The sequence below is a fragment of the Rhizobium glycinendophyticum genome (assembly GCF_006443685.1).
Lineage (GTDB): Bacteria > Pseudomonadota > Alphaproteobacteria > Rhizobiales > Rhizobiaceae > Allorhizobium > Allorhizobium glycinendophyticum.
Map to the genome: position 1 here is coordinate 2,192,214 of NZ_VFYP01000001.1, position 23,093 is coordinate 2,215,306.

The window sequence follows — 23,093 nt, forward strand, 5'->3', positions numbered from 1 at the left end:
TCACACCGCCGCCGCCAGCAGATCGGCCTTCACCTCGGACAAAAGCGCTTGGCCCTCGCTGCCCTGAATGCGGGCAATGTCTTCCTGGTATTTCAACAGCGTACCCAGTGTATCCCCGATCGTCTCCGGATCAAGTGCCAGCCTGTCTAGCTCAGTCAGCGCCGTTGCCCAGTCGATGGTTTCCGCAATGCCGGGGTTCTTGAAGAGATCGATGGTGCGCAGCTTCTGCACATAGGCGACGATCTGGCTCGACAGCTGCTCATTGCAGCCGGGCACCTTGCGCCTGATAATCGCCAGTTCCTCGGCAGCGGCGGGATAATCTACCCAGTGATAGAGACAGCGCCGCTTCAAGGCGTCATGCACCTCACGCGTCCGGTTTGACGTGACGATGACGATCGGCGGCTCGGCCGCCTTTACCGTTCCGAATTCGGGGATCGTGACCTGAAAGTCCGAGAGTACTTCGAGCAGGAAGGCCTCGAAAGCCTCGTCGGTCCGATCCAGCTCGTCGATCAGGAAAACGGGGGCGCGGCCGCCTGTGGATTTGAGCGCCTGCAGCACCGGACGACGGATCAGGTATCGTTCGGAAAAGATGTCGCTCTCCAGCCGTGAGCGGTCGGAAAGGCCGCTCGCTTCCGCCATACGGATTTCGAGCATCTGAGCCGGGTAGTTCCACTCATAGACAGCGGATGCGACATCCAGGCCTTCGTAACACTGCAGGCGGATCAGCGGCCGATCGAGCGCCTTGGCCAGCACCTTGGCGACCTCGGTTTTGCCAACGCCGGCCTCGCCTTCGAGAAACAGCGGCCGCTTCATCCGGAGCGCCAGAAACAGCACCGTGGCGAGTGGCCGACCGGCCAGATAATCCTCCTCCGCGAGCAGATCGATGACAGCATCGATCGTCTGCGGCAGTCCCGAGTCCGAGCTTTCTGCCATGTCTCCTCCTCTTGCGGGAAAAGCTTACAGCGTGTGAAAGCCCCGGTCCAGATAGATGAGCGCCGGCTGTTTGGGACCGATCTGGATGGCAAGAACCTCGCCGAAGAGCACGGTGTGGGTAGCCGTCACCTTGCGATCCACCACCCGGCAGTCGAAGGCCGCAAGCGCATCGTCGAGCACGGGTGCACCGGTTTGGAGGCTCCGCCAGCTGCCGAGGGCAAAACGCTCTTCCGAGGAAAGTTTGCCAAAGCCGGCAAAGGCGCCAGCGAGCGTCTCGTGGTGAGCGGCAAGAGAATTCAGCGCGAAAAAACCACTTTCGAACAGGACATCATTGCTGGGATTGCCATTGTTCAGGCAGACGAGCACCGTTGGCGGATTGTCGGAGACGGAGCAGGCCGCAGTGATCGTGACGCCACGCCGCACGCCCCGATGCTCTGATGTCACCACCTGCACATGGCCGGCATAATGGCTCATGGCTTCGCGGTAGGAGGCCGGATCCAGACGTTCAAGACTCAAATGCTGTTCCCCCTGCATGCTGTTCCCTCTTCGCAGGCGAATATGGGCGCCAAGCCTTACCTTTTCCACAACACGCGATCGGTTTTTCGGGAAAGTGGCTGAACCGGGCGGAAAGCCAGCATTTCCAAATGCCTAAGCTTTCGTCTAGGATAGGCGGGAACAACATGGATCCGCCGATGAAACGACTTCTGCTGACCGGCGTCATGACCGCCTTCGCCTGCATGCCGGCCCTTGCCGAACCTTTGACACTGGCTGTCGTTGCACCGAAGTCCGGCCTCTTCGACGTGCTGGGCGAGCAGGTCCGGCAAGGTGCGCATCTCGCAGCCGACCGGCTGTCGATCTCCCTCGTCGACATCGATGAAAGCTGCACGGAAGGCAGCGGCCCGAAGATTGCCGAAGAAATCCGCAAGGCAGGCGCCAGGGCGGCGATCGGCTTCCTTTGCAGCGAAAGCCTTGTCGGCGGGCTTCAGCCGCTGGCAGAGGCCGGCATCCCTGCCATCACCCTATCGGTGCGCTGGAAGGGCCTGATGGAAGATGCCGGCAAGGAAGGCTGGCCCTTCTTCCGGCTTGCGCCCGACAGCGATGCGGAAGCAAAGAAGCTCTCCGAGATCATCCTGCGCGACTGGGCGGGCGATGCCGTGGCACTCCTCGACGACGGCACCATCCGGGGGCGCGAACTTGCGGATGCCATTCGGGGCAGCCTCGAGGAAAGCGGTCTCAAACCGGTATTCACCGACACGTTCCGCCCGGGCCAGGAACAGCAGATTGCCCTCGTCCGGCGCCTGCAGAAGGCGGGCGCAACACGGATCTTCATCGGGGGCGATCGCAATGATGTCGCGGTTATTGCCCGCGACGCCAGGGCGGAAAATCTGTCTGTGACCATTCTCGGCGGGGATGCCATGCGCGCAGCCGATGAACCGGTTCCCCTGGAAGACGGCGTTCTTGCCGTGGGCCTCGATGAGACGCCGCAGGGACCCGTCTCGGAAGCGCTGACTGCGGAACTTGCGGAGAAGAAGGTCGTCGCCGAAGGCTATGTCCTGCCAGCCCATGCCGCCGTCACCATCCTCGCCGATGCCGCCGGCATCTCCTCGGCGATGGGCACGCCCCTGCCAGACGCCTTGGTCGGCACCTCCTTCGAGACGGTCATGGGGACCGTTACCTTCGGCGACGATCACGAGCTGAGCGAGAACCCTTACCGTCTGCTCGAATGGAAAGGCGACGCCTTCGTCGCCGTGCCGGACAAGACGCAGTAGCAGCGGTCAGTCGCGATAGGGCCAGAACGCCTGGGTGAAGACGCCCCCATCGACCCAGATGGTTTGCCCCGTGACGAACGAGGCCTGTTCGGAGCACAAGAACAGCACCGGCCCTGCGATATCCTCGGGCGTGCCGACGCGACGAAGCGGCGTCACGTCGCCCCAGGTCTTGGCATAGTCAGGGGCTTCAGCCTGGGTCCGGGCCGTCTCGATGGCACCGGGCGCGATGCAATTGACACGGATGCCCTGCGGACCCAGTTCGCAGGCCGACACCTTGGTTAGCTGCTCGATCCCACCCTTCGACGCCGTGTAGTCGACGAGCTTCGGGAAGGCGAGCTTGTTGCAGCCGGAGCCGAGATTGACAATCGAACCGCGCTTGCCGGCCGCCACCATGCGTCGGGCTACGCGCTGTGTGTTGAGGAAGGTGCCCTTCAGATTGGTGCTGATCACGGCATCCCAGCGCTCTTCGCTAAGTTCGAGCAGCGAGGCCCAGGTCTGGATGCCGGCATTGTTGATCAGCACATCCGGCGCCTGCCCTGCCCAGGCAATCGTTTCATCCAGAAAGGCTTCGATGGCGGCACTACCCGCAACTTCGCATTCGCGGCCGATTGCCCGACCACCAAGTGCGACCGCGTCCGCTTCGACCGCAGTTGACGCTTCCGGCTGGCCAAGATGGGTGAAAGCGACGTCATAGCCTTGCTTGATGAAGGCCGAGACGAGATGCCGCCCGATGCCCGAACTGCCGCCGGTGATGATCGCGAATTTGGCCATGTCGTCCTCCCAGACTGTCGCTTGCTGTCAGGTCAGAGGGATGGACGCCGAAAAGGGAGCCGTCAAGCGCCGATGCGTCTCATCCCAAGGCATGGTTGCCGCATGGCACCGCCGGTGCTATGCGGACCGGAAATGACTGCCATGATCCCGCATGGACCCGGCACCGGATATCGCCGAGGTCATGCAGCCGCGCTGCCGAGGAACACGCCATGACACGCCCCCTGCTGATCTCCCCCTCCATTCTCGCTGCCGACTTCTCTCGCCTCGGCGAAGAAGTCCGGGATGTCGTCGATGCCGGCGCCGAATGGGTGCATCTCGATGTCATGGACGGACATTTCGTGCCGAACATTTCCTTCGGCCCGGCGATCATCAAGGCGCTGCGCCCCTGGACCAAGGCCGTTTTTGACTGCCATCTGATGATCGCCCCCGCTGATCCCTATCTTGCGGCCTTTGCCGACGCGGGATGCGACGTGATCACGGTGCATGCCGAAGCCGGCCCGCATCTGCACCGTTCGCTGCAGACCATCCGCGCGCTCGGCAAGAAGGCTGGCGTGTCGCTCAATCCGGCAACGCCACTCTCGGCAATCGAGCATGTGATGGATGATCTCGACCTGATCCTGATCATGAGCGTCAATCCTGGCTTCGGCGGCCAGAAATACATCCCCGCCATGACCGACAAGATTGCCAAGGCGCATGCCCTGATCGGCAACCGCCCCATCACTCTTGAAGTCGATGGCGGCGTGACGGCCGACAACGCGGCAGAGATCGCAAAAGCCGGCGCCAATGCGCTGGTTGCAGGGTCTGCCATCTTCAAGGGCAAGGGTGTGGACGACTATCGCAAGACCGTAGATCTGCTGCGCAAGGCGGCGGAGAGCGGACGCGGATGAGAACGCGCCTCTCCGCCGTCGCAATACTGCTCCTGACGGCCTTTGCAGCGAGCGCTGGCGATGTGGCTGAGATGCGGCCGCTTGGTTATTCCCCCGACGGACGGTTCTTTGCCTTCGAGCAGTTTGGCGAACAGGACGGATCCGGTCTCCCCTATGCCGAAATTCAAGTGATCGACACCGAAACGGATACCTATGTCGAAGGCACGCCGGTCGAGGTTATGGTCCGTCGGGAAGAGGCCTCGATCGGCGAGGCGCGGCGGCGAAGCCTGAGCCAGGCAAAGGCGCTGCTAGAGAGCCGCAAGATCGGTGACGACCCCGGACATCTCGTCGCCTTTTCCCCAATTGGCGAACTCACAGAAAAGCCGCAGGAGTTGCGGTATCAGGCCTTCCCGAGTTTCTACGTTTCGGACGGCGTCTATAGAATGTCTCTGCAGCAATTCGATGCCAAGGGCGCGGAACTCTGCGGAAAGATGAATGTCAACGTTCGCGGATTTGCGCTCTCCATTGCCGATGACTCCAAGCCCGAGGCAAAACGTGAAGCCTACCGGGACAAGAGCGTGCCGAAGAGCCGCAACTGCCCGAGCGCCTATGCCATCGGCGGTGTCGTCACACCGGGGTCGGGGTCTACGGCGCCGCACATGGTCATGGTCCAGGTAGTCTCGCTCGGCTTCGAAGGCAGCAATCTGCGCTGGCTCGCCATTCCGGTGAAGCCTTGACCCGACGCTTCCGGCTCCCATCCCTGCCTTTGTGGAGCCTTGGCGCGCTGGCTTGGGGCCTTACGATGGCCTCGTGCTTTCTGCTCTCCATCCATGTCTTCGGACGCGCAAGCGGCAGCCACGACATGGCACTCACCGCCATCTATGCGGCAGGCGGCATGCTCGGCTGGCTGGTCGCACTTCCGCTGGTACAGGTCAGCGGCGATGGGCGGGATGCACCGAAAGTCTTCGCGGCCTGGTTCCTCCTGCTCGGGCTCGCGACCATGGCTGCAACGGCTGGTCTGTTTGCTCTGCAATACCGGTTCTTCTACGCCCACTGGCATGCGCCCTTCCCGTCCCGCATCTGGGTGTACCAGTTTGTATTCACGTCAGCCTCGGCGCTCTACCAGTTTGCCGTGCTGGGCCTGCGCCACTTCCTCCCAACGGCCTTCCTGATTTTGCTGCTGCTCGCCGTCCTCATGGCCCGCCGCAGCCGTTGAGCTTGCCGCCCCACTTTGCTAAGGGGGGCCAGAAATTCCGTTCCAACGAAAGACGAGCCCGATGATCCCGCGTTACTCCCGGCCGGAAATGGTCGCCATCTGGTCCCCCGAAACCAAATTCCGCATCTGGTTCGAGATCGAGGCCCATGCCTGCGACGCCCTCGCCGAACTCGGCGTCATCCCGAAGGAATCCGCCCGGATGATCTGGGAAAAGGGTGGCGCCGCCGAGTTTGACGTTGCCCGCATCGACGAAATCGAGGCCGTCACCAAGCATGATGTCATCGCCTTCCTCACCCATCTCGCCGAGTTCATTGGCCCTGATAGCCGTTTCGTCCACCAGGGCATGACCTCGTCCGACGTGCTCGACACCACGCTCAACATCCAGCTGGTGCGCGCCGCGGACATTCTGTTGGCCGACATGGACCGCGTGCTGGCGGCCCTCAAGACCCGTGCCTTCGAACACAAGGACACTGTTCGCATCGGCCGCAGCCACGGCATCCATGCCGAGCCGACGACGATGGGCCTGACCTTCGCCCGCTTCTATGCCGAGATGGCGCGCAACCGCACCCGTCTCGTCAATGCCCGCGCTGAAGTCGCAACCGGCGCGATCTCTGGCGCGGTCGGCACCTTCGCCAATATCGATCCGCGCGTCGAAGAACATGTCTGCGAAAAGCTCGGCCTCATCGCCGAGCCGATCTCGACCCAGGTCATTCCGCGTGACCGTCACGCGATGTTCTTTGCGACCCTCGGCGTCATCGCGTCGTCGATCGAAAACGTCGCCATCGAAATCCGCCATATGCAGCGCACGGAAGTGCTGGAAGCCGAAGAATTCTTCTCGCCCGGCCAGAAGGGCTCGTCGGCCATGCCGCACAAGCGCAACCCGGTGCTGACTGAAAACCTCACCGGCCTTGCCCGTCTGGTGCGCATGTCGGTCGTCCCGGCCCTGGAAAATGTGGCGCTGTGGCACGAGCGGGACATCAGCCATTCGAGCGTCGAGCGCGCCATCGGCCCCGACACGACGATCACGCTCGATTTCGCTCTGAACCGCCTTGCCGGCGTCATCGAGAAGCTGGTGATCTACCCCGAGAACATGTTGAAGAACATGAACAAGTTCAAGGGCCTCGTTATGAGCCAGCGCGTGCTGCTTGCGTTAACGCAAGCCGGCGTGTCGCGCGAAGACAGCTACCGTCTGGTCCAGCGCAACGCGATGAAGGTCTGGGAAAAAGGCGCTGACTTCCTCGAGGAACTGCTGGGCGACGCCGAAGTGCGCGCGGCACTCTCCGAGGAGGATATCCGCGAGAAATTCGACCTCGGCTATCACACGAAGCACGTCGACACGATCTTCAACCGCGTCTTCGGTTGAGACCTTTCAGGTGATCGTGACAATCGAGGCCCGACGGAAACGTCGGGCCCTTTTTGTTTCGAAGTTTATGTCTTGAAGGGTCAGACGCGCGGTCGCGCCACTACCAGCTTGCGATAGAGGTGCCAGGTGGCGTGTCCCAGCACCGGCACGATGATCACCAGCCCCACCATCAGCGTCGCCATGCCAATGGCAAGCAGTCCTGCAACCAAGAGCCCCCAGACAGCAACCGGCACCGGGTTGGCAAGGCTCGCCCGGATAGAGGTGGAAACGGCGGTGACAGCGCCGACATCGCGGTCCAGCAACAACGGGAAAGCCACGATGCTCACAACCAGAGCCACCAGTGCCAGCACGAAGCCCAGACCGTTGCTCCAGATCAGGAATGCTGTGGCATTGGGATGGTTGAAGACACCGGACATGAAATTGAACACGCCGGGCGCGAGATTATCGCTGATCATCGTGTCGTAGAGACCACGCGCGAGGAACAGCCAGACCATGAAAATCAGAAGCAGGCCGATGCTCATCATCAAAAGAGACGGCAGCGAAGGCGACTTCAGGATCGACGGCACCTGGGCCCAGCTTGCATCTTCGCCACGTTCGCGCCGACGGCTGATCTCCATGAGGCCCAGCGCCAAAAGCGGGCCGAGCAGGGCAAAGCCCGTCAGCAAGGGGTAGACCATCGGCAACAACTCGGCACCGGCGCTCCAGGCGATCATGATAGCGCCCGCGAGCGGATAGATCAGGGCCACGAATGCATAATGCGACGGCTTCTCGCGAAAATCGTCATAGCCTTTGGCAAGCGCATCGAACACGTCAGCCACCGAAATCCGGCGGATGTCGGGCCGCTCCAGAAGTCCGGCCGGGTTAGTCAAAACATGAAAAGACGACATTCTCACTTCCTCCTCGAATTCCCAGGAATTGCAGTCTGCAAAGTGAAAAGCACGAAAAACGGCATCCTCCCGATGCCGCAAAGACCGGAGGTGCGAGAGGCGTCAGACGCAGTCCCGGGCCGGCGGTCCCATGTGATGTTCCGCGCCTTGGCGGGAACATCTGGAATATCATACCACGCCTGCGCCATGGTGTCGCGCCATAGCAGCAATACGCACCGGATCGTGAAGGGGGAATCGCCGGCAGGCTTGTTGCTGGGCCGCATTTTTTGAGCGGCAACGGCCGTGAAAACCTTGACGTGAGGCGTCACCAAACGCAGATAGGCGCCATGAAAGTCTCAGACGTCGATATCCTCATCGTTCCCGGTTACACCAATTCCGGACCCGACCATTGGCAGAGCCGGTGGGAGCAGAAGCTGTCGACCGCGCGTCGCGTGGAACAGGCGGAATGGTCTAAGCCAGTTCGCGAAGACTGGGTCGCCCGTGTCGTTGAGGAAGTTAACGCCTCAACGCGGCCGGTCGTACTCGTTGCCCATTCACTGGGCGTGCCGACAGTGATCCATGCGATTCCGGAACTGAAGCAGAAAGTGGCCGGCGCCTTCCTCGTCGCCCCGCCCGACGTCGCGAACCCTGAAATCCGTCCGAAGCACCTGATGACCTTCGGCCCCTATCCACGTGATCCCCTCCCCTTTCCATCGATCACCATTGCCAGCCGCAACGATCCCTTCGGCGAATATGCCCATGCCGAAGATATAGCCAACGCCTGGGGCTCGATGTTGATCGACGCGGGAGAGTCCGGCCATCTCAATGCGGATTCCGGGCATGGACCCTGGCCCGAAGGAACGATGGTGTTCGCCCAGTTCCTGAGCCGCCTGTAGGGCGGCAAGACTCCGGCACAGTCGGAACATTGCTATCGCGTTAAGGCGCTCCACCTGCTTCGGCCAGACCGGTTAAGCGCTTCTTAAGTTAAGCAACCTAATGTTTCGGACAGCTTCCAGGTCCAGAGCACGATCTTGCGTAACGGCGCTACAGTAACAAAAGACCACCCAATCGACGGGATCAGCCTGACGCTCTCTGTCCTTGCTTGGCCCTCTGCCTGGCTTACCCCCGAAGGCAATCTCCAGCACCCCAACCCGCCTATGGAGAGGTGGCTCGCCGAGACGGGCATCAGCGCGGACGATCTTTTCGTCTTTCTGGATCTCGACGGCGCGACCGCCCTGCGTCTGGCCATTGCCAGACTCATGGCCTCGGGCGAGCCGGTCCGCACCGAACTCCGGCTCACAGGAAAGCGAACCCACCACGTCATCGCCTCTCTCTCGCTGCGATCAGCCGATTCCGGGTCGCGCACCATCCTCCTGCAGTTCGCCGACATCACGCAGCTGAAGGATGAGCTGGAAGACCTCGCCATCCGCGAGAGCCGGTGGAACCACGCACTCGTCTCCTCCGCTTCCGGAGTTTGGGATCAGCGCAGCACCGGCGACTACTACTATTCGGACACCTGGCGCCGTATCCGCGGCATGGAACCTGAAGACCCTATACCGCCGACCACGGAAGCGTGGCTTGAATCCGTCCACCCTCACGATCGGGATCACGTCGTACACTGCATCGAAAGACAAAATGCAGGTGATCCCGATTATCTCACCTTCCAGTACCGAGAACGCCATCGCGACGGCCACTACATCTGGATCGAATGCCGCGGCGCCTGCATTGAAACCGACAGTGAGGGCCGCGCGCTCCGCATCACCGGGACAGACACCGACGTAACAGCCCGCAAGGCGCAGGAGGAGTGGCAGGAAGGCCTCTCGCGGCGCCTGCGGCTGGCGCTGGACATCTCCCGAATCGGCGTTTTCGAGACCGATTTCGATTCCGGCACAAGCGTCTGGGACGATGCTATGCGCCGCATCTTCGAAGCGGACTCGCAGGACGACATTCGAATTGGCGAATTTTGGGAAAGCAAGCTTCATCCCGATGACCGCGAGCGCGTCCTCGCGCATGTGTCCGGTCGCATCGAGGCTCGGGAAACGTTCACCGACGATTACCGCATCATCGCCAAGGACGGCAGCGTTCGCTACATCCGTGCAAACAGCCTGCCCTACGTCGATCATGACGGCCGGCTGAAGATGATCGGCGTGAACTGGGACGTGACCGAAGACAGACGCCTTCGCGAGGAACTCGAGCAGCAGAAGGCGCTCGCCGAAGCTCGCAATGTCGAACTGGAACGGACGCGTCTGGCAGCCGAACAATCGGCCCTGCATGATTACCTCACCGGCCTGCCCAATCGCAGGTTCCTAGAAAGCGAGATCGACGCCTGGCGTGCCGCCCCCGAACTCGACCGCAACGGCATCGCCGTTCTCCACATTGATCTCGATCGCTTCAAGCAGATCAACGACACGCTCGGCCACAGCGCCGGCGATGCCATGCTCAAACATGCCGCACAGACGCTCCGAGACAATATCCGACCGGGCGATTTTGCAGCACGCATCGGCGGCGATGAATTCGTGCTCTTGGTCGAATTCGACGGGTCCTGCGATCCACTCGCCGATATCGCCAGCCGCATCATCGAGGCCATGCGTCAGCCGATCTCCTTCAACGGCCACGAATGCCGATTCGGCGCCAGCATCGGCATCGCCTATTCCAGCGACCGTCTGGCCGACCCGCGCCAACTGCTGCAGAATGCTGATATCGCGCTTTACAATGCCAAGAACCTTGGGCGAAATCGCTTCGAATTCTACAAGCCATCGAGCCGCAGCACCCTGGTCGACGCCCATCGCTTGTCCGATGAATTGCTCCGCGGCCTGGAGCGCGACGAGATCATTCCATTTTACCAGTTGCAGTTCGACGCCCGTACCCGGGAAATTGCAGGCGCCGAATGTCTGGCGCGCTGGCGCCATCCCGTCCACGGCATACTGGGACCGGACCGTTTTCTCGCCGTCGCAGAGGATTGCGGCGCCCTCGCCCAGATCGACCGGATCATCCTTGAAAAATCGCTTCAAGACGTGGCGCGCTGGAATGCACTCGGCCTGCACCTGCCGAAGATCTCCGTCAACGTCTCGGCACGTCGGCTGAACGATCCGGATCTGGCGCTGGGCCTGTCGAAACTCGACATCAAGCCGGGCACGGTGTCCTTCGAGCTGCTGGAAAGCGTCTTCCTAGATCGCCAGGACGAAGTGGTGCGCGCAAACCTTGCGACGCTACGCCGATTGGCCATCGGCATTGAGATAGATGATTTTGGTACCGGCCATGCCTCAATCGTCGGGCTCTTGAACCTGAAACCGGGGACGCTGAAGATTGACCGCCAACTGATCGAGCACTTGCCGGAAAGCCAGGAGCAGCGGGTGTTGGTGATGTCGATCATTCAGATCGCCCGGTCACTGAAGATCAAGGTCGTGGCAGAGGGCGTGGAGACGGAGGAGCATGCGCGCATCCTCAAGCGTCTCGGCTGCGACGTTTTGCAAGGCTATGGGCTCGCCCGACCGACGGATTTTTCCGAGACGACCCGACGATTGCAGGCGCAAAGAAAATCCGCCCAGACCGGTTAGCCTGGACGGATGAAATTGACTTGAAAACGCAGACTCAGGAATTCTGAATCTGTTCGATCGCCTGGCCGAGAAACTCGACCATCTTAGCCCGCAGTTCTTCGTCGGTGATCGAGACGCCGCCGGCCGAAAGATCGGCCTTCAACTTACGGATGACGTCCTCATCACCGGCTTCTTCGAAATCCGAAGCGACCACTTCCTTTGCATAGGCATCCGCATCCGCCTTGGCGAGCAGGCCGGCGGCCCAGAGCCCGATCAGCTTGTTGCGACGCGCTTCCGCCTTGAAGCGAAGCTCCTGATCATGTGCGAACTTGTTTTCGAACGCCTTTTCGCGATCACTCATGCCGCTCATCTTGTTCTCCCGTATTGTGCCGTCGTTGTGCGGTGACGTTTCCCCATTAATCAAAAGGGAGTACAAAGTGCAATGCAAAGTTCCGCGATTCCGGGTGAGTCTCCGCTGACGCGACGTTTTGGCAGGAAGGGGTGATCTGCGCATTGTGAAAACCGAGGTTTTCCGTTAAGGGACCGCCTTAAAGATCGATCCACTGCATCTGCGCCTTGAGCGCCGGGATGCCAACAACAGAGAAAACCATCCATGAACCGTCGCCGCCGCGTTTACGAGGGCAAGGCAAAGATCCTCTATGAGGGTCCCGAGCCCGGCACGCTGATCCAGTTCTTCAAGGACGATGCAACGGCATTCAACAAGAAGAAGCATGAAGTCATCGACGGAAAAGGCGTCTTGAACAACCGCATCTCCGAATATGTCTTCACGCATCTGAACAAGATCGGCATTCCCACACATTTCATCCGCCGCATGAACATGCGCGAGCAGCTGATCAAGGAAGTCGAGATCATTCCGCTCGAAATCGTCGTGCGCAACGTCGCCGCCGGATCGCTCTCAACACGCCTCGGCATCGAAGAAGGCGTGGTCCTGCCGCGCTCGATCATCGAGTTCTACTACAAGTCAGATGCGCTGGCTGACCCCATGGTCTCCGAAGAGCACATCACCGCCTTCGGTTGGGCAAATCCCGCTGAACTCGATGACATCATGGCGCTTGCCATCCGCGTCAACGACTTCCTCTCCGGTCTCTTCCTCGGCATCGGCATCCAGCTGGTCGACTTCAAGATTGAATGCGGCCGCCTCTACGAAGGCGACATGATGCGCATCATCCTGGCCGACGAGATCTCGCCGGACAATTGCCGCCTCTGGGATATCGAGACCCGCGAGAAGCTCGACAAAGACCGCTTCCGCCACGACATGGGCGGGCTCCTTGAAGCCTATCAGGAAGTCGCCAAGCGCCTCGGCATCATCAATGAAAACGAGCCCCTGCGCGGCACGGGCCCGGTTCTGGTCAAGTAAGTTTTGGAGAGAGTAGAAGTGATCAAGGCACGCGTCACCGTCACCCTGAAGAACGGCGTCCTCGACCCCCAGGGCAAGGCCATCGAAGGCGCCCTCGGCGCGCTCGGCTTCGACGGCGTCGGCCAGGTGCGCCAGGGCAAGGTCTTCGACCTCGAAGTCGAAGGCTCCGACAAGGCCAAGGCCGAAGCCGACCTGAAAGCCATGTGCGAAAAGCTCCTCGCCAACACGGTAATCGAGAATTATACTATCTCCATCGCCTGAGGGTTGAAGGAGAGACGCGATGGCTGAGGTGACCAGCGAATTGATGTTCGAGCTTCTCAAGAGGCTTAATCAGAAGCTCGACAAGGTCGACTTTGCCATCGGCGAATTGCGCGCAGATAATCAGACAATGCGCGCGCAAATTCATGCGCTGCAGGGAGACATCAACAACCTGCGCGCCACAGTCGGACACTTTGAAAGCCGGCTAGACCGCATCGACAATCGCCTGGAGCTGCGGGAGTTCCAGGAAGCCCAGCTAAGGTTTGAGCCCCAGCCATGAAATCAGCCGTCGTCCAGCTCCCAGGCCTCAATCGTGACCGTGACATGATCGCGGCGCTGACCAAGATCTCCGGCCACGCGCCTGTCACCATCTGGCAGACCGAAACCGAGATCCCTGATGTCGACCTGATCGTCATCCCCGGCGGCTTCTCCTATGGCGACTATCTTCGCTGCGGCGCGATTGCAGCCCGCATGCCGGTCATGCAGGCGATCAAGGAAAAGGCCGAACAGGGCGTCAAGGTGATCGGCGTCTGCAACGGCTTCCAGATCCTCGTTGAAGCAGGCATGCTGCCGGGCGCGCTGATGCGCAACCAGTCGCTGAAATTCGTCTGCAAGGAAATCAAGCTGGAAGTGGTGAACCCCGAAACCGACTTCACCCGCGCCTATGCCAAGGGCCAGATCATCCGCTGCCCCGTTGCCCATCACGATGGCAACTACTTCGCCGATGCGGAGACCCTGAAGGCGATCGAAGGCAATGGCCAGGTCGTCTTCCGCTATGCCGAAGGCACCAACCCGAACGGCTCGATGAACGACATAGCCGGCGTCGTGAATGCAAAGGGCAATGTGCTCGGCATGATGCCTCATCCGGAAAATCTCATCGAAGCCGCCCATGGTGGCAATGACGGTCGTGGCATCTTCGCCTCGGCACTGGACGTCATCGCAGCCTGAGGTAAGCTTCGCTTAACCCTGCGAATGTTAGAGAGGCGGCACACAGCCGAAAGATAGCCATGCGCCGCCTCAGCTTTTCCCTCTTCATGATTGCCGTCGCAGCGCTTTCGGCCTGCAAATCAGACACGCCACCGCCACGTCCTGCATCCAGCCAATCAGCCCTGGACGTCATGGAACTGGTCGCTGTCGGCGCCAATCGCTGCTGGTTCAAGTCCGGCGACCCGGCCTTCAAGGCCTATTCGCTCGCCCCGGAACTTACCTCCTTCTCCGGCCGGCCCCGCATCCTGATCGTTCGTAAGGGCTCAAGCGACATCCGCCCGCTGCTGGTCGTTCAGGCCGAGGGCAAACCAGCGCGTCTCGATGCCTTCGGACCTATGATGGGCGAGGCGCTCGCGCCGCGCATCCGCGCTGACGTCGTCCGCTGGGCAAAAGGCTCCAAGGACTGCTGATCAGAGTGGCGGCAAACGCGCCCTGTCCAGACGCACCATCAGGCTCTTGCCCGCTTCGCGCCGCGCTTCATGCTCGCTCAAGCCAATATCTCTCAGCTGATCTTCGGTGAGAGCGGCGAGCGACTGCCGCGACCGAGAGCGGCTGGACCTTGCCTGGACATGCCGGACCAACGCGTGCCACACACCCACAAACGTGGCCAGCCTCGAAGCGGATTGCACGGCAGGCGTGGTAATTGTATCTATTGTCATCATCACATCTCTGCAATAGTCATAATCCTCTTGAGAACGACGTATGAATTGACTCCTACTCAGTGACAATATACAGAATTGTCCCCATGACAAACTGGCTTCCATCACTCAGCAACGGGCACGGCCCACTCTATGTCCGCATCGCCGATGATGCCGAAAGGGCAATCAAATCCGGTGCATTGCTACAGGGGTCAAAACTCCCGCCGCAGCGGGACCTTGCTTATGACATTGGGGTGACAATAGGGACAATATCCCGAGCATACGCTCTTTTACGGGAGCGCGGGCTGGTCAGTGGCGAAGTTGGGCGAGGCACCTATGTGCAGGCGGACACCAGCGATCCGTCAACGTCTCCGCGCGATCCGGTGACAATCAACTACGGCGGGACACGCGCGATCACGCCGCCGCCCGGTAAGCTGCGCTTCGACACGACAGCTGCAATCGACGTGGGACAGGCCGAGATTGTCGGGCGGGTCATGACGGAGATCGCAGCCGCCCATCCCTCTGAGATTTCCAGCTACACCCGCACGCTCTCTCCCGACTGGCAGGAGGCCGGCAGACAGTGGCTGTCTAGCGGCACCTGGTCGCCAGAGGTATCGCAGATCCTGCCGCAGATGGGTGTTCATGCCGGCATCAATGCCGTAATCGCAGCCGTCACCGGCACGGGCGATCGCGTCGTCTGCGAACATCTGACCTATTCCCAGGTGTCACGCAGCGCCATGCTGATGGGCCGCCAGATCGCGCTCGTCGATTCGGATGCAGACGGCATCCTTCCGGAAGACTTCGAACGCGTCTGCGCCCGCGAGCATCCGAAAGCCGCCTTCATCATGTCGTCCGGCCAGAACCCGACGCTGGCCTGCCTGCCGCTCTCGCGCCGCAAGGACATCGTCGCCATCGCGCGCAAATACAATGTCTGGCTGATCGAGGACTATCTTTATGGGGGCATGATTGCCGATGGCATTCCGCTTCTGGCGGAACTTGCGCCGGACCGCACCTTTCTGCTCAACGGCCTGTCAAAATCGGTGGCAGCCGGTGTTCGCGGCGGCTGGGTCGCCTGCCCGCCCCATATGAGCCAGCGTGTGCGGGTCACGCAGAAGATGGTGAGCGGCGGCCTGCCCTTTCTGTTGGCCGAACTCTCTGCGAGGCTGGTGCTGTCAGGCGCCGCCGGTGAAATCCGGGGCAAGGTCTTGGCCGAAATCGCCTCGCGCGAAGCGGTGGTTCGCGAGCTTTTTGGCGGCAAGGAATTTCGGTCCCATCCCCGCCTGCCCTTCTTCTGGCTGAAACTTCCTGAGCCCTGGATGTCTGGCACCTTCAAACAGGCCGTTCTCGATGCCAATGTGCTGATCGACGATGAGGATGAGTTCAAGCCGGCGCGTTCCTCCCGGGTCTTTCACCACGTCCGCGTCGGCTTCAGCGAAGGCCGGGATCGATCAATCGCCATTGAAGGCCTGAAAACGGTCCGGCGTATCCTCGACCAGTCCCCGCTTGGCACAAGCGCCTTCGTCTGACCCTCCCACATGCGATGGCGCCCTCTGTGAAAGCGGCGGGAAAGGCCTGATGGGCCGCATTTTTCAAGTGCGTCGCGCGCAGGCTTGCGTTATAGCCTGCCTCGAAACCGATCTCCCCCAGATCTCCCCTTGCCCTGAGAGCCAGATGACCGTTTCCAACTCCCGTCCCATCACCGCAGAATTGATCGCAAGCCACGGCCTGAAGCCCGACGAATACGATCGCATCCTGAATCTGATCGGACGCGAGCCGACCTTCACCGAACTCGGCATCTTCTCGGCGATGTGGAACGAGCACTGCTCCTACAAGTCCTCGAAGAAGTGGCTGAAGACCCTGCCGACCAAGGGTCCGCGCGTCATCCAGGGTCCCGGGGAAAATGCCGGCGTCGTGGACATCGACGACGGCGACGTCGTCGTCTTCAAGATGGAAAGCCACAACCACCCCTCCTACATCGAACCCTATCAGGGTGCGGCAACCGGCGTCGGCGGCATTCTGCGCGACGTCTTCACTATGGGCGCCCGTCCGGTCGCGGCCATGAACGCGCTGCGCTTTGGCGCGCCTGACCATCCGAAGACCAAGCATCTCGTCGCTGGCGTCGTTGCCGGTGTCGGCGGCTACGGCAATTCCTTCGGTGTTCCAACAGTCGGCGGTGAAGTCGAATTCGACGCCCGCTACAACGGCAATATCCTGGTCAACGCCTTCGCAGCCGGCCTTGCCAAGGCGGATGGCATCTTTCTCTCGGAAGCCAAGGGCGTCGGCCTTCCCGTCGTGTATCTCGGCGCCAAGACCGGTCGCGACGGCGTCGGCGGCGCGACTATGGCGTCTGCAGAATTCGATGAGTCGATCGAAGAGAAGCGCCCGACCGTGCAGGTCGGCGACCCCTTCACCGAAAAATGCCTGCTCGAAGCCTGCCTCGAGCTGATGAAGACCGGCGCCGTCATCGCCATCCAGGACATGGGGGCTGCCGGCCTCACCTGCTCGGCGGTCGAAATGGGCGCCAAGGGCGACCTCGGCATCGAGCTGCATCTCGACAAGGTGCCGGTGCGCGAAGAGCGCATGACGGCCTATGAAATGATGCTCTCGGAAAGCCAGGAGCGCATGCTCATGGTGCTCGAGCCCTCCAAGGAAGAGGTTGCCAAGGCGATCTTCGTCAAGTGGGGCCTCGACTTCGCCATCGTCGGCTACACCACTGACGACCTGCGCTTCCGCGTCATTCACCAGGGCGAGGAAGTCGCAAACCTGCCGATCAAGGAACTCGGCGACGAGGCTCCGGAATACGACCGTCCCTGGATTGAGCCGAAGGTCCCTGCCCCGCTCGCCGAAAACGACATCCCGGCCGGCGACGTCGCAGACGCTCTGCTGAAGCTCGTCGGCTCAGCCAACAATTCCTCGCGCCGCTGGGTCTACGAACAGTATGACACGCTCATCCAGGGCAATTCGCTGCAGCTTCCGGGCGGCGATGCCGGCGTCATCCGCGTTGAAGGCCATGCCTCCAAGGCGCTCGCCTTCTCTTCCGACGTCACCCCGCGTTACGTCGAGGCCGATCCCTTCGAAGGTGGCAAGCAGGCAGTTGCGGAATGCTGGCGCAACATCACGGCAACCGGTGCCCTGCCGCTTGCCGCGACCGACAACCTGAACTTCGGCAATCCCGAGCGCCCCGAGATCATGGGCCAGTTCGTCTTTGCGATCAAAGGCATCGGCGAAGCCTGCAAGGCCCTCGATTTCCCGATCGTCTCGGGCAACGTGTCCCTCTATAACGAGACCAATGGCCAGGCCATCCTGCCGACCCCGACGATTGCCGGCGTGGGCCTGATGAAGGACTGGACGAAGATGGCCCGCATCCGCTTCGCCGCTCAGGGCGAAGCGATCCTGCTCGCCGGCGCTCCCTCCGGCTGGGGCACGCATCTCGGTCAGTCGGTCTACCTGCGTGACATCCATGGCCGGACCGACGGCCCTGCCCCGCATGTCGATCTGGCGCATGAGAAGAAAGTCGGCGATTTCGTCCGTGGCCTGATCGAGGACGGTCTCGCCACCGCCGTACACGACTGCTCGTCCGGCGGCCTCGGCCTCGCCGTCGCCGAAATGGCCATGGCCTCCGGTATCGGCGCGCATCTCAACGCCTTGAACGATGCGAACCCGATCGCCGTCTTCTATGGCGAAGACCAGGGCCGCTATGTCGTGACCGTCACCGAAGCCAATGTCAACCAGGTCCAGGTTCGTGCCGAAGCTGCAGGCGTCTTCTGCCCTTGGATCGGCCGCACCGGCGGCACCAATGTGGTGCTCGGCGACGCCAAGCCGGTTGCCGTGGAAGAGCTGCAGAAGGCGCATGAAGGCTGGTTCCCGGCCTTGATGGAAGGCGAATTGGCGTAACGCCGTCGATGCCTGTGGAGCATGGGGTAGGCTCGACCTACCCCATTGAAACGCTTCGGCGAATGCACGATAGTTCTCGTATTGCTGATTTGCATGAGGGGTGCGTTTTATGCCAATGAAACCGGGCGACATCGAAGACATGATCAAGGCTGGCATTCCGGGCGCGAAGGTTGTCATCCGGGATCTGGCCGGTGATGGCGATCACTACGCTGCCGAGGTTGTCGCCGAGGCCTTTCGCGGCAAGAGCCGGGTGCAGCAGCATCAGATGGTCTATGACGCCCTGAAGGGGAATATGGGCGGCGTTCTGCACGCCCTGGCTTTACAGACCAGCATTCCGGAATAGCCGACAATCATGCTGAAGATGCGAGCCTGCCGTGCTCACGGCAGGCTTTTCATTTGATGCCGTCCATCAGAAAGCCGGTGGCTGGGTGGCCTTCAGATTGGCGAAGGTGAGTGCCGGCAGCGGACCGGCGGTCATCAGCGTGAAGTCATAGCCACTCTTCTGGTCTGGCCCGAGGACATATTGCCGGTGCATGCGCAGGAAATCGCGGCGGTTCTTTGCGTAGCGTTGCGCCGACATGGCATGTTTGAAGCGAATAAAAGCAAGTTTCGGCTGCGGCGCATCGGGATGACCGGAGAGCGCGACCGTGTGGCACTTGTAGAGATGGATGGGGTCGGTCAGACACTGGACGTCGAACCAATCGATCTGAGCATGGCGCGCCACGAGCCCGATCCGACTGCGCAACACCTTCGCCCGTGACAGCAGGCTGCACTGGAGAGCAGCACCGCCAAGAGTGACAAAGGTGATCCGACGTCCCGCAAGAAGCGTGTGGTTCCGCTCGATCAGACGCCCGACCACGGAGAGCGCGAGGCTCGCCCCCATACTGTGAGACGTCACAAGTATCTCGTCAGCGGATGTGGCCAGAGCCCGTTCGGCGCGTTCGGTCTGCCGTTCAATCCAGGCTGCGACCTCAGGCCGATTTTCGGCGATTGCGACCGCCAGTCGCCAGTCCGCGAGCAGATGCAGGACATGATAGCGATCAGAAAACCGCATCCAGCCATACCGGAAGAAGGCGTAGCCGACCGGCAAAGACAGGAGGAGCCAAAACGGGTGGAGATCGAGGGTCCCTGGCAAGACTGCGATCTCGAGCCCAATCACGGCTCCAAGCGCAAGAAACAGATAGGGGAAGAGGAAGAACAGCGCGAACCGCCAAGCATGACGAAAATAGGCCGCGGCCGCTCCTTGTTTTATGACGGAAAAACCAGCGGCATAACCGGCGGCGATCTGCCGCCAGATGCTATCGCGGCGCAGACTCGTGATCAGGTCGTTGTGATCGAAAATATGGATCTCGCTCTGCGCCGTCCAGCCAAGAGCCTCTGCACGAACGGTGAAGTTTGCATCCGCCGGGGAATCCATCAGGGGACCAACGTCGAAGCGACAGTTCCAGACTTGAGCCGCCTGGGCCGCTGATCGCTGATATCGCTGTCGATGTGCCTCGGCATCCAGGGGCTCGAAACCCGGAAAATGCAGGACGACGCGGCTGTTGATCATCGGGGCGTTCACTCGTTTCACGGCGTTGGGCCGCAGGCTGCGCTTGCTAGACGAGAATGACGTTGATTAAAAGATGAAACGGATAAATTTCCTGCGAACCTGGCTGGGAGGGCATGGGCTGATGGCTGATTTGGTTTCTGACATCGTGAAGAACGTCGTCGAAGGCGTGCTCAAGGAGATCCTCAAGAAACCGTCGAGCAAGCGTGCGAGCCGACGCAGACAACCGGGCCGTTCGGCCACGACGGGCCGTTTCGTAAAGAAGAAGGCCAAGGCCAAACGCGTGGCGACTGCGCCGCGGAAGCAGCAGAGCCGACGCCGCACTGCCGCCAAGCGTAGCCGTCAACGCACATCCTGACACTGAGGCGGCTTACGCCACTGGCAAAATCAGTTTCCACTTGCTATCTGTAGCGCATGCGAACCTGCCGCCTTGACCGGCATGTGAAAGGATAAGCCATGAGCGCCCACGAATTCATCGACAACGAAGTGAAGACCAATGATGTGGTCCTGTTCATGAAGGGCAGCCCGCAGTTCCCGCAATGCGGTTTTTCGGGTCAGGTCGTCCAGATCCTCGATTATCTCGGCGTGGACTACAAGGGCGTCAACGTGCTGGCCGACATGGAAATCCGTGAGGGCATCAAGCAGTATTCCAACTGGCCGACCATCCCGCAGCTCTACATCAAGGGCGAATTCGTCGGTGGTTGCGACATCGTCCGCGAAATGTTTCAGGCGGGCGAGCTTCAGAAGCATTTTGAAGACCAGGGCATCGCCGTCCGCGGCGCTGCCTGACCATTCACCAAGAGGTTTTTCCATTCCAAGGCTGACTAGGCGTTGCCCCGGGCAACGCCTTTTGGCCGTTTGAGGGTAATTTACTGTGTCAGAAGCATTACAGTCCGCGCAAAAGGCGCTGGGCAAGATGGGCCGCGCCGAATTCATCGCGATGATGGCCTTCCTGATGGCGCTGAATGCGCTCGCCATCGACATCATGCTCCCCGGTCTCCAGCAAATCGGGGCAGCGCTTAACGTCGAAAACGAAAACCACCGCCAATATGTCGTCTCCGCCTACCTGATCGGTTTCGGCTTTGCACAGCTCTTCTATGGCCCGATCGCCGACCGCTTCGGTCGCCGCATGCCGATGATCTTCGGGCTCGGCATTTACGTCGTCTCCTCGCTTGCCGTGGTCTTCGTTCCCTCTTTCGGCATGCTTCTGCTCCTCCGCTTCATCCAGGGTATCGGCTCGGCCGCGACCCGCGTCATCACCGTCTCGATTGTCCGTGACGTCTTCGGTGGCCGGCAGATGGCGGAAGTGATGTCGCTGATCATGATGGTGTTCATGGTCATCCCCGTCGTTGCTCCCGGCACCGGTCAGGTGATCATGCTGTTCGGCGACTGGCATTGGATCTTCGTCTTCATGGCAGCCATCGCGCTCATCGTCGGAACCTGGATGTTTATGCGCCTGCCGGAAACGCTGGCCCCGGAGGACATGCGTCCCTTTACACCGAAGGTGATCCTCGATGGCTTCCGTATCGTCCTCACCAATCGTGTCGCCCTCTGTTACACGATCGCCAGTACCTTCATCTTCGGCGCGCTGTTCGGCTTCATCAACTCGGCTCAGCAGATCTATGTCGGCATCTATGGTCTTGGTGTCTGGTTCCCGGTTGCGTTCGCGGCGGTGGCGCTCTTCATGGCGCTTGCCTCCTTCGTCAACGCCAAGCTGGTCGGCCGCTTCGGCATGCGCAAGCTCTCGCACGGATCTCTGCTCGGCTTCATCGGCATCAATGCCCTGTGGCTGGCGGTGCAACTGCTTGGCCCGCAGCCCATGCCGTTTGCCCTGTTCCTGAGCTTCTTTGCGCTTGCGATGTTCCAATTCGGCTGGATCGGCTCGAACTTCAATTCGCTCGCCATGGAACCGCTCGGCCATGTCGCCGGCACGGCCTCTTCCGTCCTCGGCTTCATGGGCACGATCGGCGGCTCCTTGATCGGTGCAGCGATCGGACAGGCCTTCGATGGTACGGCACTGCCGATGGTCACCGGCTTCTTCGTCGTCGGTTTCATCGGCCTGATCTTCGTCCTGATCGGCGAAAAAGGCCGCCTGTTCCACGCGCACAACAAGCCCGTCTGACAGGCCCGCCAAGACATCAAGAGAAGCGAAAGGCCCGGTCTCTGCCGGGCCTTTGTCGTTCTCAGACGGTGAAGATGCGCTCGCGCAGTTCCTGCCAGGCATCCGGATCGCCGGCGATCAACAAACCACCCTCGGTATGGTGCGGCAGATAGGCTGAACCGTCAAAGCGTGCGACATGGGCGCCGGCCTCCTGCATCATCAGTGCACCGGCCAGGTGATCCCAAGGCATCAGCTTGTTGTACATGGCAAAATCGAGGTGCCCCTGCCCGAGCAGGCGGTATTCATGGGCGGCACAGCGATAGCTGGTAAAGAGGCGGACATCAGCGAGGTTCGAAAGAATCCGGCGGCGGGTGTCGATGTCGAAGAAGCCGGTATTGGCAATGCCGATCATTTGTTCGAGCGGGCCGCTCGGGCGCACGGACATCTGCTCCTGCGATCCGTCCGGACGGCAGAGCCAGGCCCCACCACCCTTCTCGACGAGCGCCCAGTCATTGCCGATCGGGTCATAGATTACCCCCGCCACGGTCTCGCCTTTGGAGACCACGGCAAGCATCACGCCGAACAGCGTGAGACCCGAGGCAAAATTGAAGGTGCCGTCGATCGGATCGACGATTACGGCGAGATCGGCATCGGCAATCTTGCCGAGCAGGGTCGGATCGGCGGCCACGGACTCCTCTCCGACGAAGAGCGCATCCGGGAGAAGCGCCGCCACGCCCTTGCGGATCAGCCGCTCTGCTGCCTCGTCAGCCTCGGTCACGAGATCAATCGCCTCCGTCTTCATGCGAACATCACCTTCGCCGAGATTGCGAAAGCGCGGCAGGATCTCCTCGACGGCCGCCTCCTGAAGCAGATTGGCCAATGCGGCAATATCGATCGTAGCAGTCATGAAATCTCTCCAATCCGGCAGCTCATGCCCGCCGTTTTCCTGCACTATCCCAGCCCGGCTC

The 23,093-nt window shown here is 61.0% G+C and carries 26 protein-coding genes; 18 read left to right on the forward strand and 8 right to left on the reverse strand.

Annotated features, from left to right (window positions below):
• Positions 1 to 933, reverse strand: coding sequence for an AAA family ATPase (locus FJQ55_RS10750; RefSeq protein ID WP_140827820.1), 933 nt, complete (start codon positions 931 to 933; stop codon positions 1 to 3).
• 24 nt (positions 934 to 957) lie between these two features.
• A complete protein-coding gene (locus tag FJQ55_RS10755; protein ID WP_246085073.1) occupies positions 958 to 1,449 on the reverse strand; it encodes a flavin reductase in 492 nt (163 codons plus the stop codon).
• A 176-nt stretch (positions 1,450 to 1,625) separates the two neighbouring features.
• On the opposite strand from FJQ55_RS10755, the gene FJQ55_RS10760 reads away from it, so the two are divergent.
• Positions 1,626 to 2,702 carry a branched-chain amino acid ABC transporter substrate-binding protein gene (locus FJQ55_RS10760; protein WP_140827822.1) on the forward strand — a complete coding sequence of 359 codons (1,077 nt, stop codon included), beginning with the start codon at positions 1,626 to 1,628 and terminating at the stop codon, positions 2,700 to 2,702.
• Positions 2,703 to 2,708: 6 nt separating this feature from the next.
• On the opposite strand, the gene FJQ55_RS10765 is transcribed toward FJQ55_RS10760, so the two are convergent.
• Positions 2,709 to 3,473 carry an SDR family NAD(P)-dependent oxidoreductase gene (locus tag FJQ55_RS10765; protein WP_140827824.1) on the reverse strand — a complete coding sequence of 255 codons (765 nt, stop codon included), beginning with the start codon at positions 3,471 to 3,473 and terminating at the stop codon, positions 2,709 to 2,711.
• Positions 3,474 to 3,682: 209 nt separating this feature from the next.
• Here FJQ55_RS10765 and rpe point away from each other — a divergent pair, with 209 nt between their 5' ends.
• From rpe to purB, 4 genes are all read left to right on the forward strand, one after another.
• Positions 3,683 to 4,360: a ribulose-phosphate 3-epimerase gene (gene rpe, locus FJQ55_RS10770; protein WP_140827826.1), complete on the forward strand. Its 678-nt coding sequence runs from the start codon at positions 3,683 to 3,685 to the stop codon at positions 4,358 to 4,360.
• Positions 4,357 to 5,076, forward strand: a complete 720-nt coding sequence (locus FJQ55_RS10775) for a DUF2259 domain-containing protein (RefSeq protein WP_140827827.1) — start codon at positions 4,357 to 4,359, stop codon at positions 5,074 to 5,076. Before rpe ends, FJQ55_RS10775 begins: the two co-directional genes overlap by 4 nt.
• 65 nt (positions 5,077 to 5,141) lie before the next feature.
• Positions 5,142 to 5,555 (forward strand): hypothetical protein, encoded by a 414-nt coding sequence (locus FJQ55_RS10780; RefSeq protein ID WP_246085074.1) that lies wholly within the window; start codon positions 5,142 to 5,144, stop codon positions 5,553 to 5,555.
• A 61-nt stretch (positions 5,556 to 5,616) separates the two neighbouring features.
• Complete coding sequence (purB, locus tag FJQ55_RS10785) at positions 5,617 to 6,918, forward strand: adenylosuccinate lyase (RefSeq protein ID WP_140827830.1); 1,302 nt, start codon at positions 5,617 to 5,619, stop codon at positions 6,916 to 6,918.
• Positions 6,919 to 6,998: 80 nt separating this feature from the next.
• Here purB and FJQ55_RS10790 read toward each other — a convergent pair whose 3' ends face one another.
• The gene (locus FJQ55_RS10790; RefSeq protein ID WP_140827832.1) at positions 6,999 to 7,805 is read right to left on the reverse strand and encodes a DUF2189 domain-containing protein; all 807 of its coding nucleotides are present in this window, start codon (positions 7,803 to 7,805) and stop codon (positions 6,999 to 7,001) included.
• 326 nt (positions 7,806 to 8,131) lie between these two features.
• Between FJQ55_RS10790 and FJQ55_RS10795 the strand changes: the two genes are divergently transcribed.
• Positions 8,132 to 8,680, forward strand: a complete 549-nt coding sequence (locus tag FJQ55_RS10795; protein WP_140827834.1) for an RBBP9/YdeN family alpha/beta hydrolase — start codon at positions 8,132 to 8,134, stop codon at positions 8,678 to 8,680.
• A 135-nt stretch (positions 8,681 to 8,815) separates the two neighbouring features.
• Positions 8,816 to 11,341, forward strand: a complete 2,526-nt coding sequence (locus tag FJQ55_RS10800; RefSeq protein ID WP_246085075.1) for a putative bifunctional diguanylate cyclase/phosphodiesterase — start codon at positions 8,816 to 8,818, stop codon at positions 11,339 to 11,341.
• Between the two features lie 34 nt (positions 11,342 to 11,375).
• On the opposite strand, the gene FJQ55_RS10805 is transcribed toward FJQ55_RS10800, so the two are convergent.
• On the reverse strand, positions 11,376 to 11,690 hold the full coding sequence (locus FJQ55_RS10805; protein WP_140827836.1) for a DUF1476 domain-containing protein: 315 nt from the start codon (positions 11,688 to 11,690) through the stop codon (positions 11,376 to 11,378).
• A 243-nt stretch (positions 11,691 to 11,933) separates the two neighbouring features.
• Here FJQ55_RS10805 and purC point away from each other — a divergent pair, with 243 nt between their 5' ends.
• The 5 genes from purC to FJQ55_RS10830 are packed head-to-tail and all read left to right on the forward strand — an operon-like array spanning position 11,934 to position 14,353.
• Positions 11,934 to 12,698 (forward strand): phosphoribosylaminoimidazolesuccinocarboxamide synthase, encoded by a 765-nt coding sequence (gene purC, locus FJQ55_RS10810; protein WP_062278580.1) that lies wholly within the window; start codon positions 11,934 to 11,936, stop codon positions 12,696 to 12,698.
• An 18-nt stretch (positions 12,699 to 12,716) separates the two neighbouring features.
• Complete coding sequence (purS, locus tag FJQ55_RS10815) at positions 12,717 to 12,959, forward strand: phosphoribosylformylglycinamidine synthase subunit PurS (RefSeq protein WP_062278582.1); 243 nt, start codon at positions 12,717 to 12,719, stop codon at positions 12,957 to 12,959.
• A 19-nt stretch (positions 12,960 to 12,978) separates the two neighbouring features.
• On the forward strand, positions 12,979 to 13,236 hold the full coding sequence (locus FJQ55_RS10820; protein ID WP_140827838.1) for a hypothetical protein: 258 nt from the start codon (positions 12,979 to 12,981) through the stop codon (positions 13,234 to 13,236).
• Positions 13,233 to 13,904 (forward strand): phosphoribosylformylglycinamidine synthase subunit PurQ, encoded by a 672-nt coding sequence (purQ, locus tag FJQ55_RS10825; RefSeq protein ID WP_140827840.1) that lies wholly within the window; start codon positions 13,233 to 13,235, stop codon positions 13,902 to 13,904. The genes FJQ55_RS10820 and purQ overlap by 4 nt, the downstream gene beginning before the upstream one ends.
• A 59-nt stretch (positions 13,905 to 13,963) precedes the next feature.
• Positions 13,964 to 14,353 (forward strand): hypothetical protein, encoded by a 390-nt coding sequence (locus FJQ55_RS10830; protein WP_140827842.1) that lies wholly within the window; start codon positions 13,964 to 13,966, stop codon positions 14,351 to 14,353.
• Here the strand turns inward: FJQ55_RS10830 and FJQ55_RS23875 are convergent, their stop codons facing one another.
• Positions 14,354 to 14,707 carry a DUF1127 domain-containing protein gene (locus FJQ55_RS23875; RefSeq protein WP_140827844.1) on the reverse strand — a complete coding sequence of 118 codons (354 nt, stop codon included), beginning with the start codon at positions 14,705 to 14,707 and terminating at the stop codon, positions 14,354 to 14,356. It abuts the gene before it with no gap.
• On the opposite strand from FJQ55_RS23875, the gene FJQ55_RS10840 reads away from it, so the two are divergent.
• The 3 genes from FJQ55_RS10840 to FJQ55_RS10850 all read left to right on the forward strand — a co-directional run bounded on the left by FJQ55_RS10840 (position 14,689) and on the right by FJQ55_RS10850 (position 18,818).
• Complete coding sequence (locus FJQ55_RS10840) at positions 14,689 to 16,107, forward strand: aminotransferase-like domain-containing protein (protein WP_140827846.1); 1,419 nt, start codon at positions 14,689 to 14,691, stop codon at positions 16,105 to 16,107. The genes FJQ55_RS23875 and FJQ55_RS10840 overlap by 19 nt on opposite strands.
• A gap of 145 nt (positions 16,108 to 16,252) precedes the next feature.
• Positions 16,253 to 18,475 (forward strand): phosphoribosylformylglycinamidine synthase subunit PurL, encoded by a 2,223-nt coding sequence (gene purL / locus FJQ55_RS10845; RefSeq protein WP_140827848.1) that lies wholly within the window; start codon positions 16,253 to 16,255, stop codon positions 18,473 to 18,475.
• 109 nt (positions 18,476 to 18,584) lie between these two features.
• Positions 18,585 to 18,818: a BolA/IbaG family iron-sulfur metabolism protein gene (locus tag FJQ55_RS10850; RefSeq protein ID WP_062278593.1), complete on the forward strand. Its 234-nt coding sequence runs from the start codon at positions 18,585 to 18,587 to the stop codon at positions 18,816 to 18,818.
• A gap of 66 nt (positions 18,819 to 18,884) precedes the next feature.
• On the opposite strand, the gene FJQ55_RS10855 is transcribed toward FJQ55_RS10850, so the two are convergent.
• Entirely contained in the window at positions 18,885 to 20,027 is a 1,143-nt protein-coding gene (locus tag FJQ55_RS10855) for a hypothetical protein (RefSeq protein WP_140827850.1), read from the reverse strand.
• Positions 20,028 to 20,148: 121 nt separating this feature from the next.
• Here FJQ55_RS10855 and FJQ55_RS10860 point away from each other — a divergent pair, with 121 nt between their 5' ends.
• The 3 genes from FJQ55_RS10860 (at position 20,149) to FJQ55_RS10870 (ending at position 22,146) form a co-directional block, all read left to right on the forward strand.
• Positions 20,149 to 20,382, forward strand: coding sequence for a hypothetical protein (locus FJQ55_RS10860; RefSeq protein ID WP_140827851.1), 234 nt, complete (start codon positions 20,149 to 20,151; stop codon positions 20,380 to 20,382).
• Positions 20,383 to 20,480: 98 nt separating this feature from the next.
• Positions 20,481 to 20,813: a Grx4 family monothiol glutaredoxin gene (gene grxD, locus FJQ55_RS10865; protein WP_054149756.1), complete on the forward strand. Its 333-nt coding sequence runs from the start codon at positions 20,481 to 20,483 to the stop codon at positions 20,811 to 20,813.
• A 127-nt stretch (positions 20,814 to 20,940) separates the two neighbouring features.
• The gene (locus FJQ55_RS10870) at positions 20,941 to 22,146 is read left to right on the forward strand and encodes a multidrug effflux MFS transporter (RefSeq protein WP_140829229.1); all 1,206 of its coding nucleotides are present in this window, start codon (positions 20,941 to 20,943) and stop codon (positions 22,144 to 22,146) included.
• A gap of 61 nt (positions 22,147 to 22,207) precedes the next feature.
• Here the strand turns inward: FJQ55_RS10870 and FJQ55_RS10875 are convergent, their stop codons facing one another.
• Positions 22,208 to 23,032 carry an inositol monophosphatase family protein gene (locus tag FJQ55_RS10875; RefSeq protein ID WP_140827852.1) on the reverse strand — a complete coding sequence of 275 codons (825 nt, stop codon included), beginning with the start codon at positions 23,030 to 23,032 and terminating at the stop codon, positions 22,208 to 22,210.
• Positions 23,033 to 23,093 lie beyond the last annotated feature (61 nt).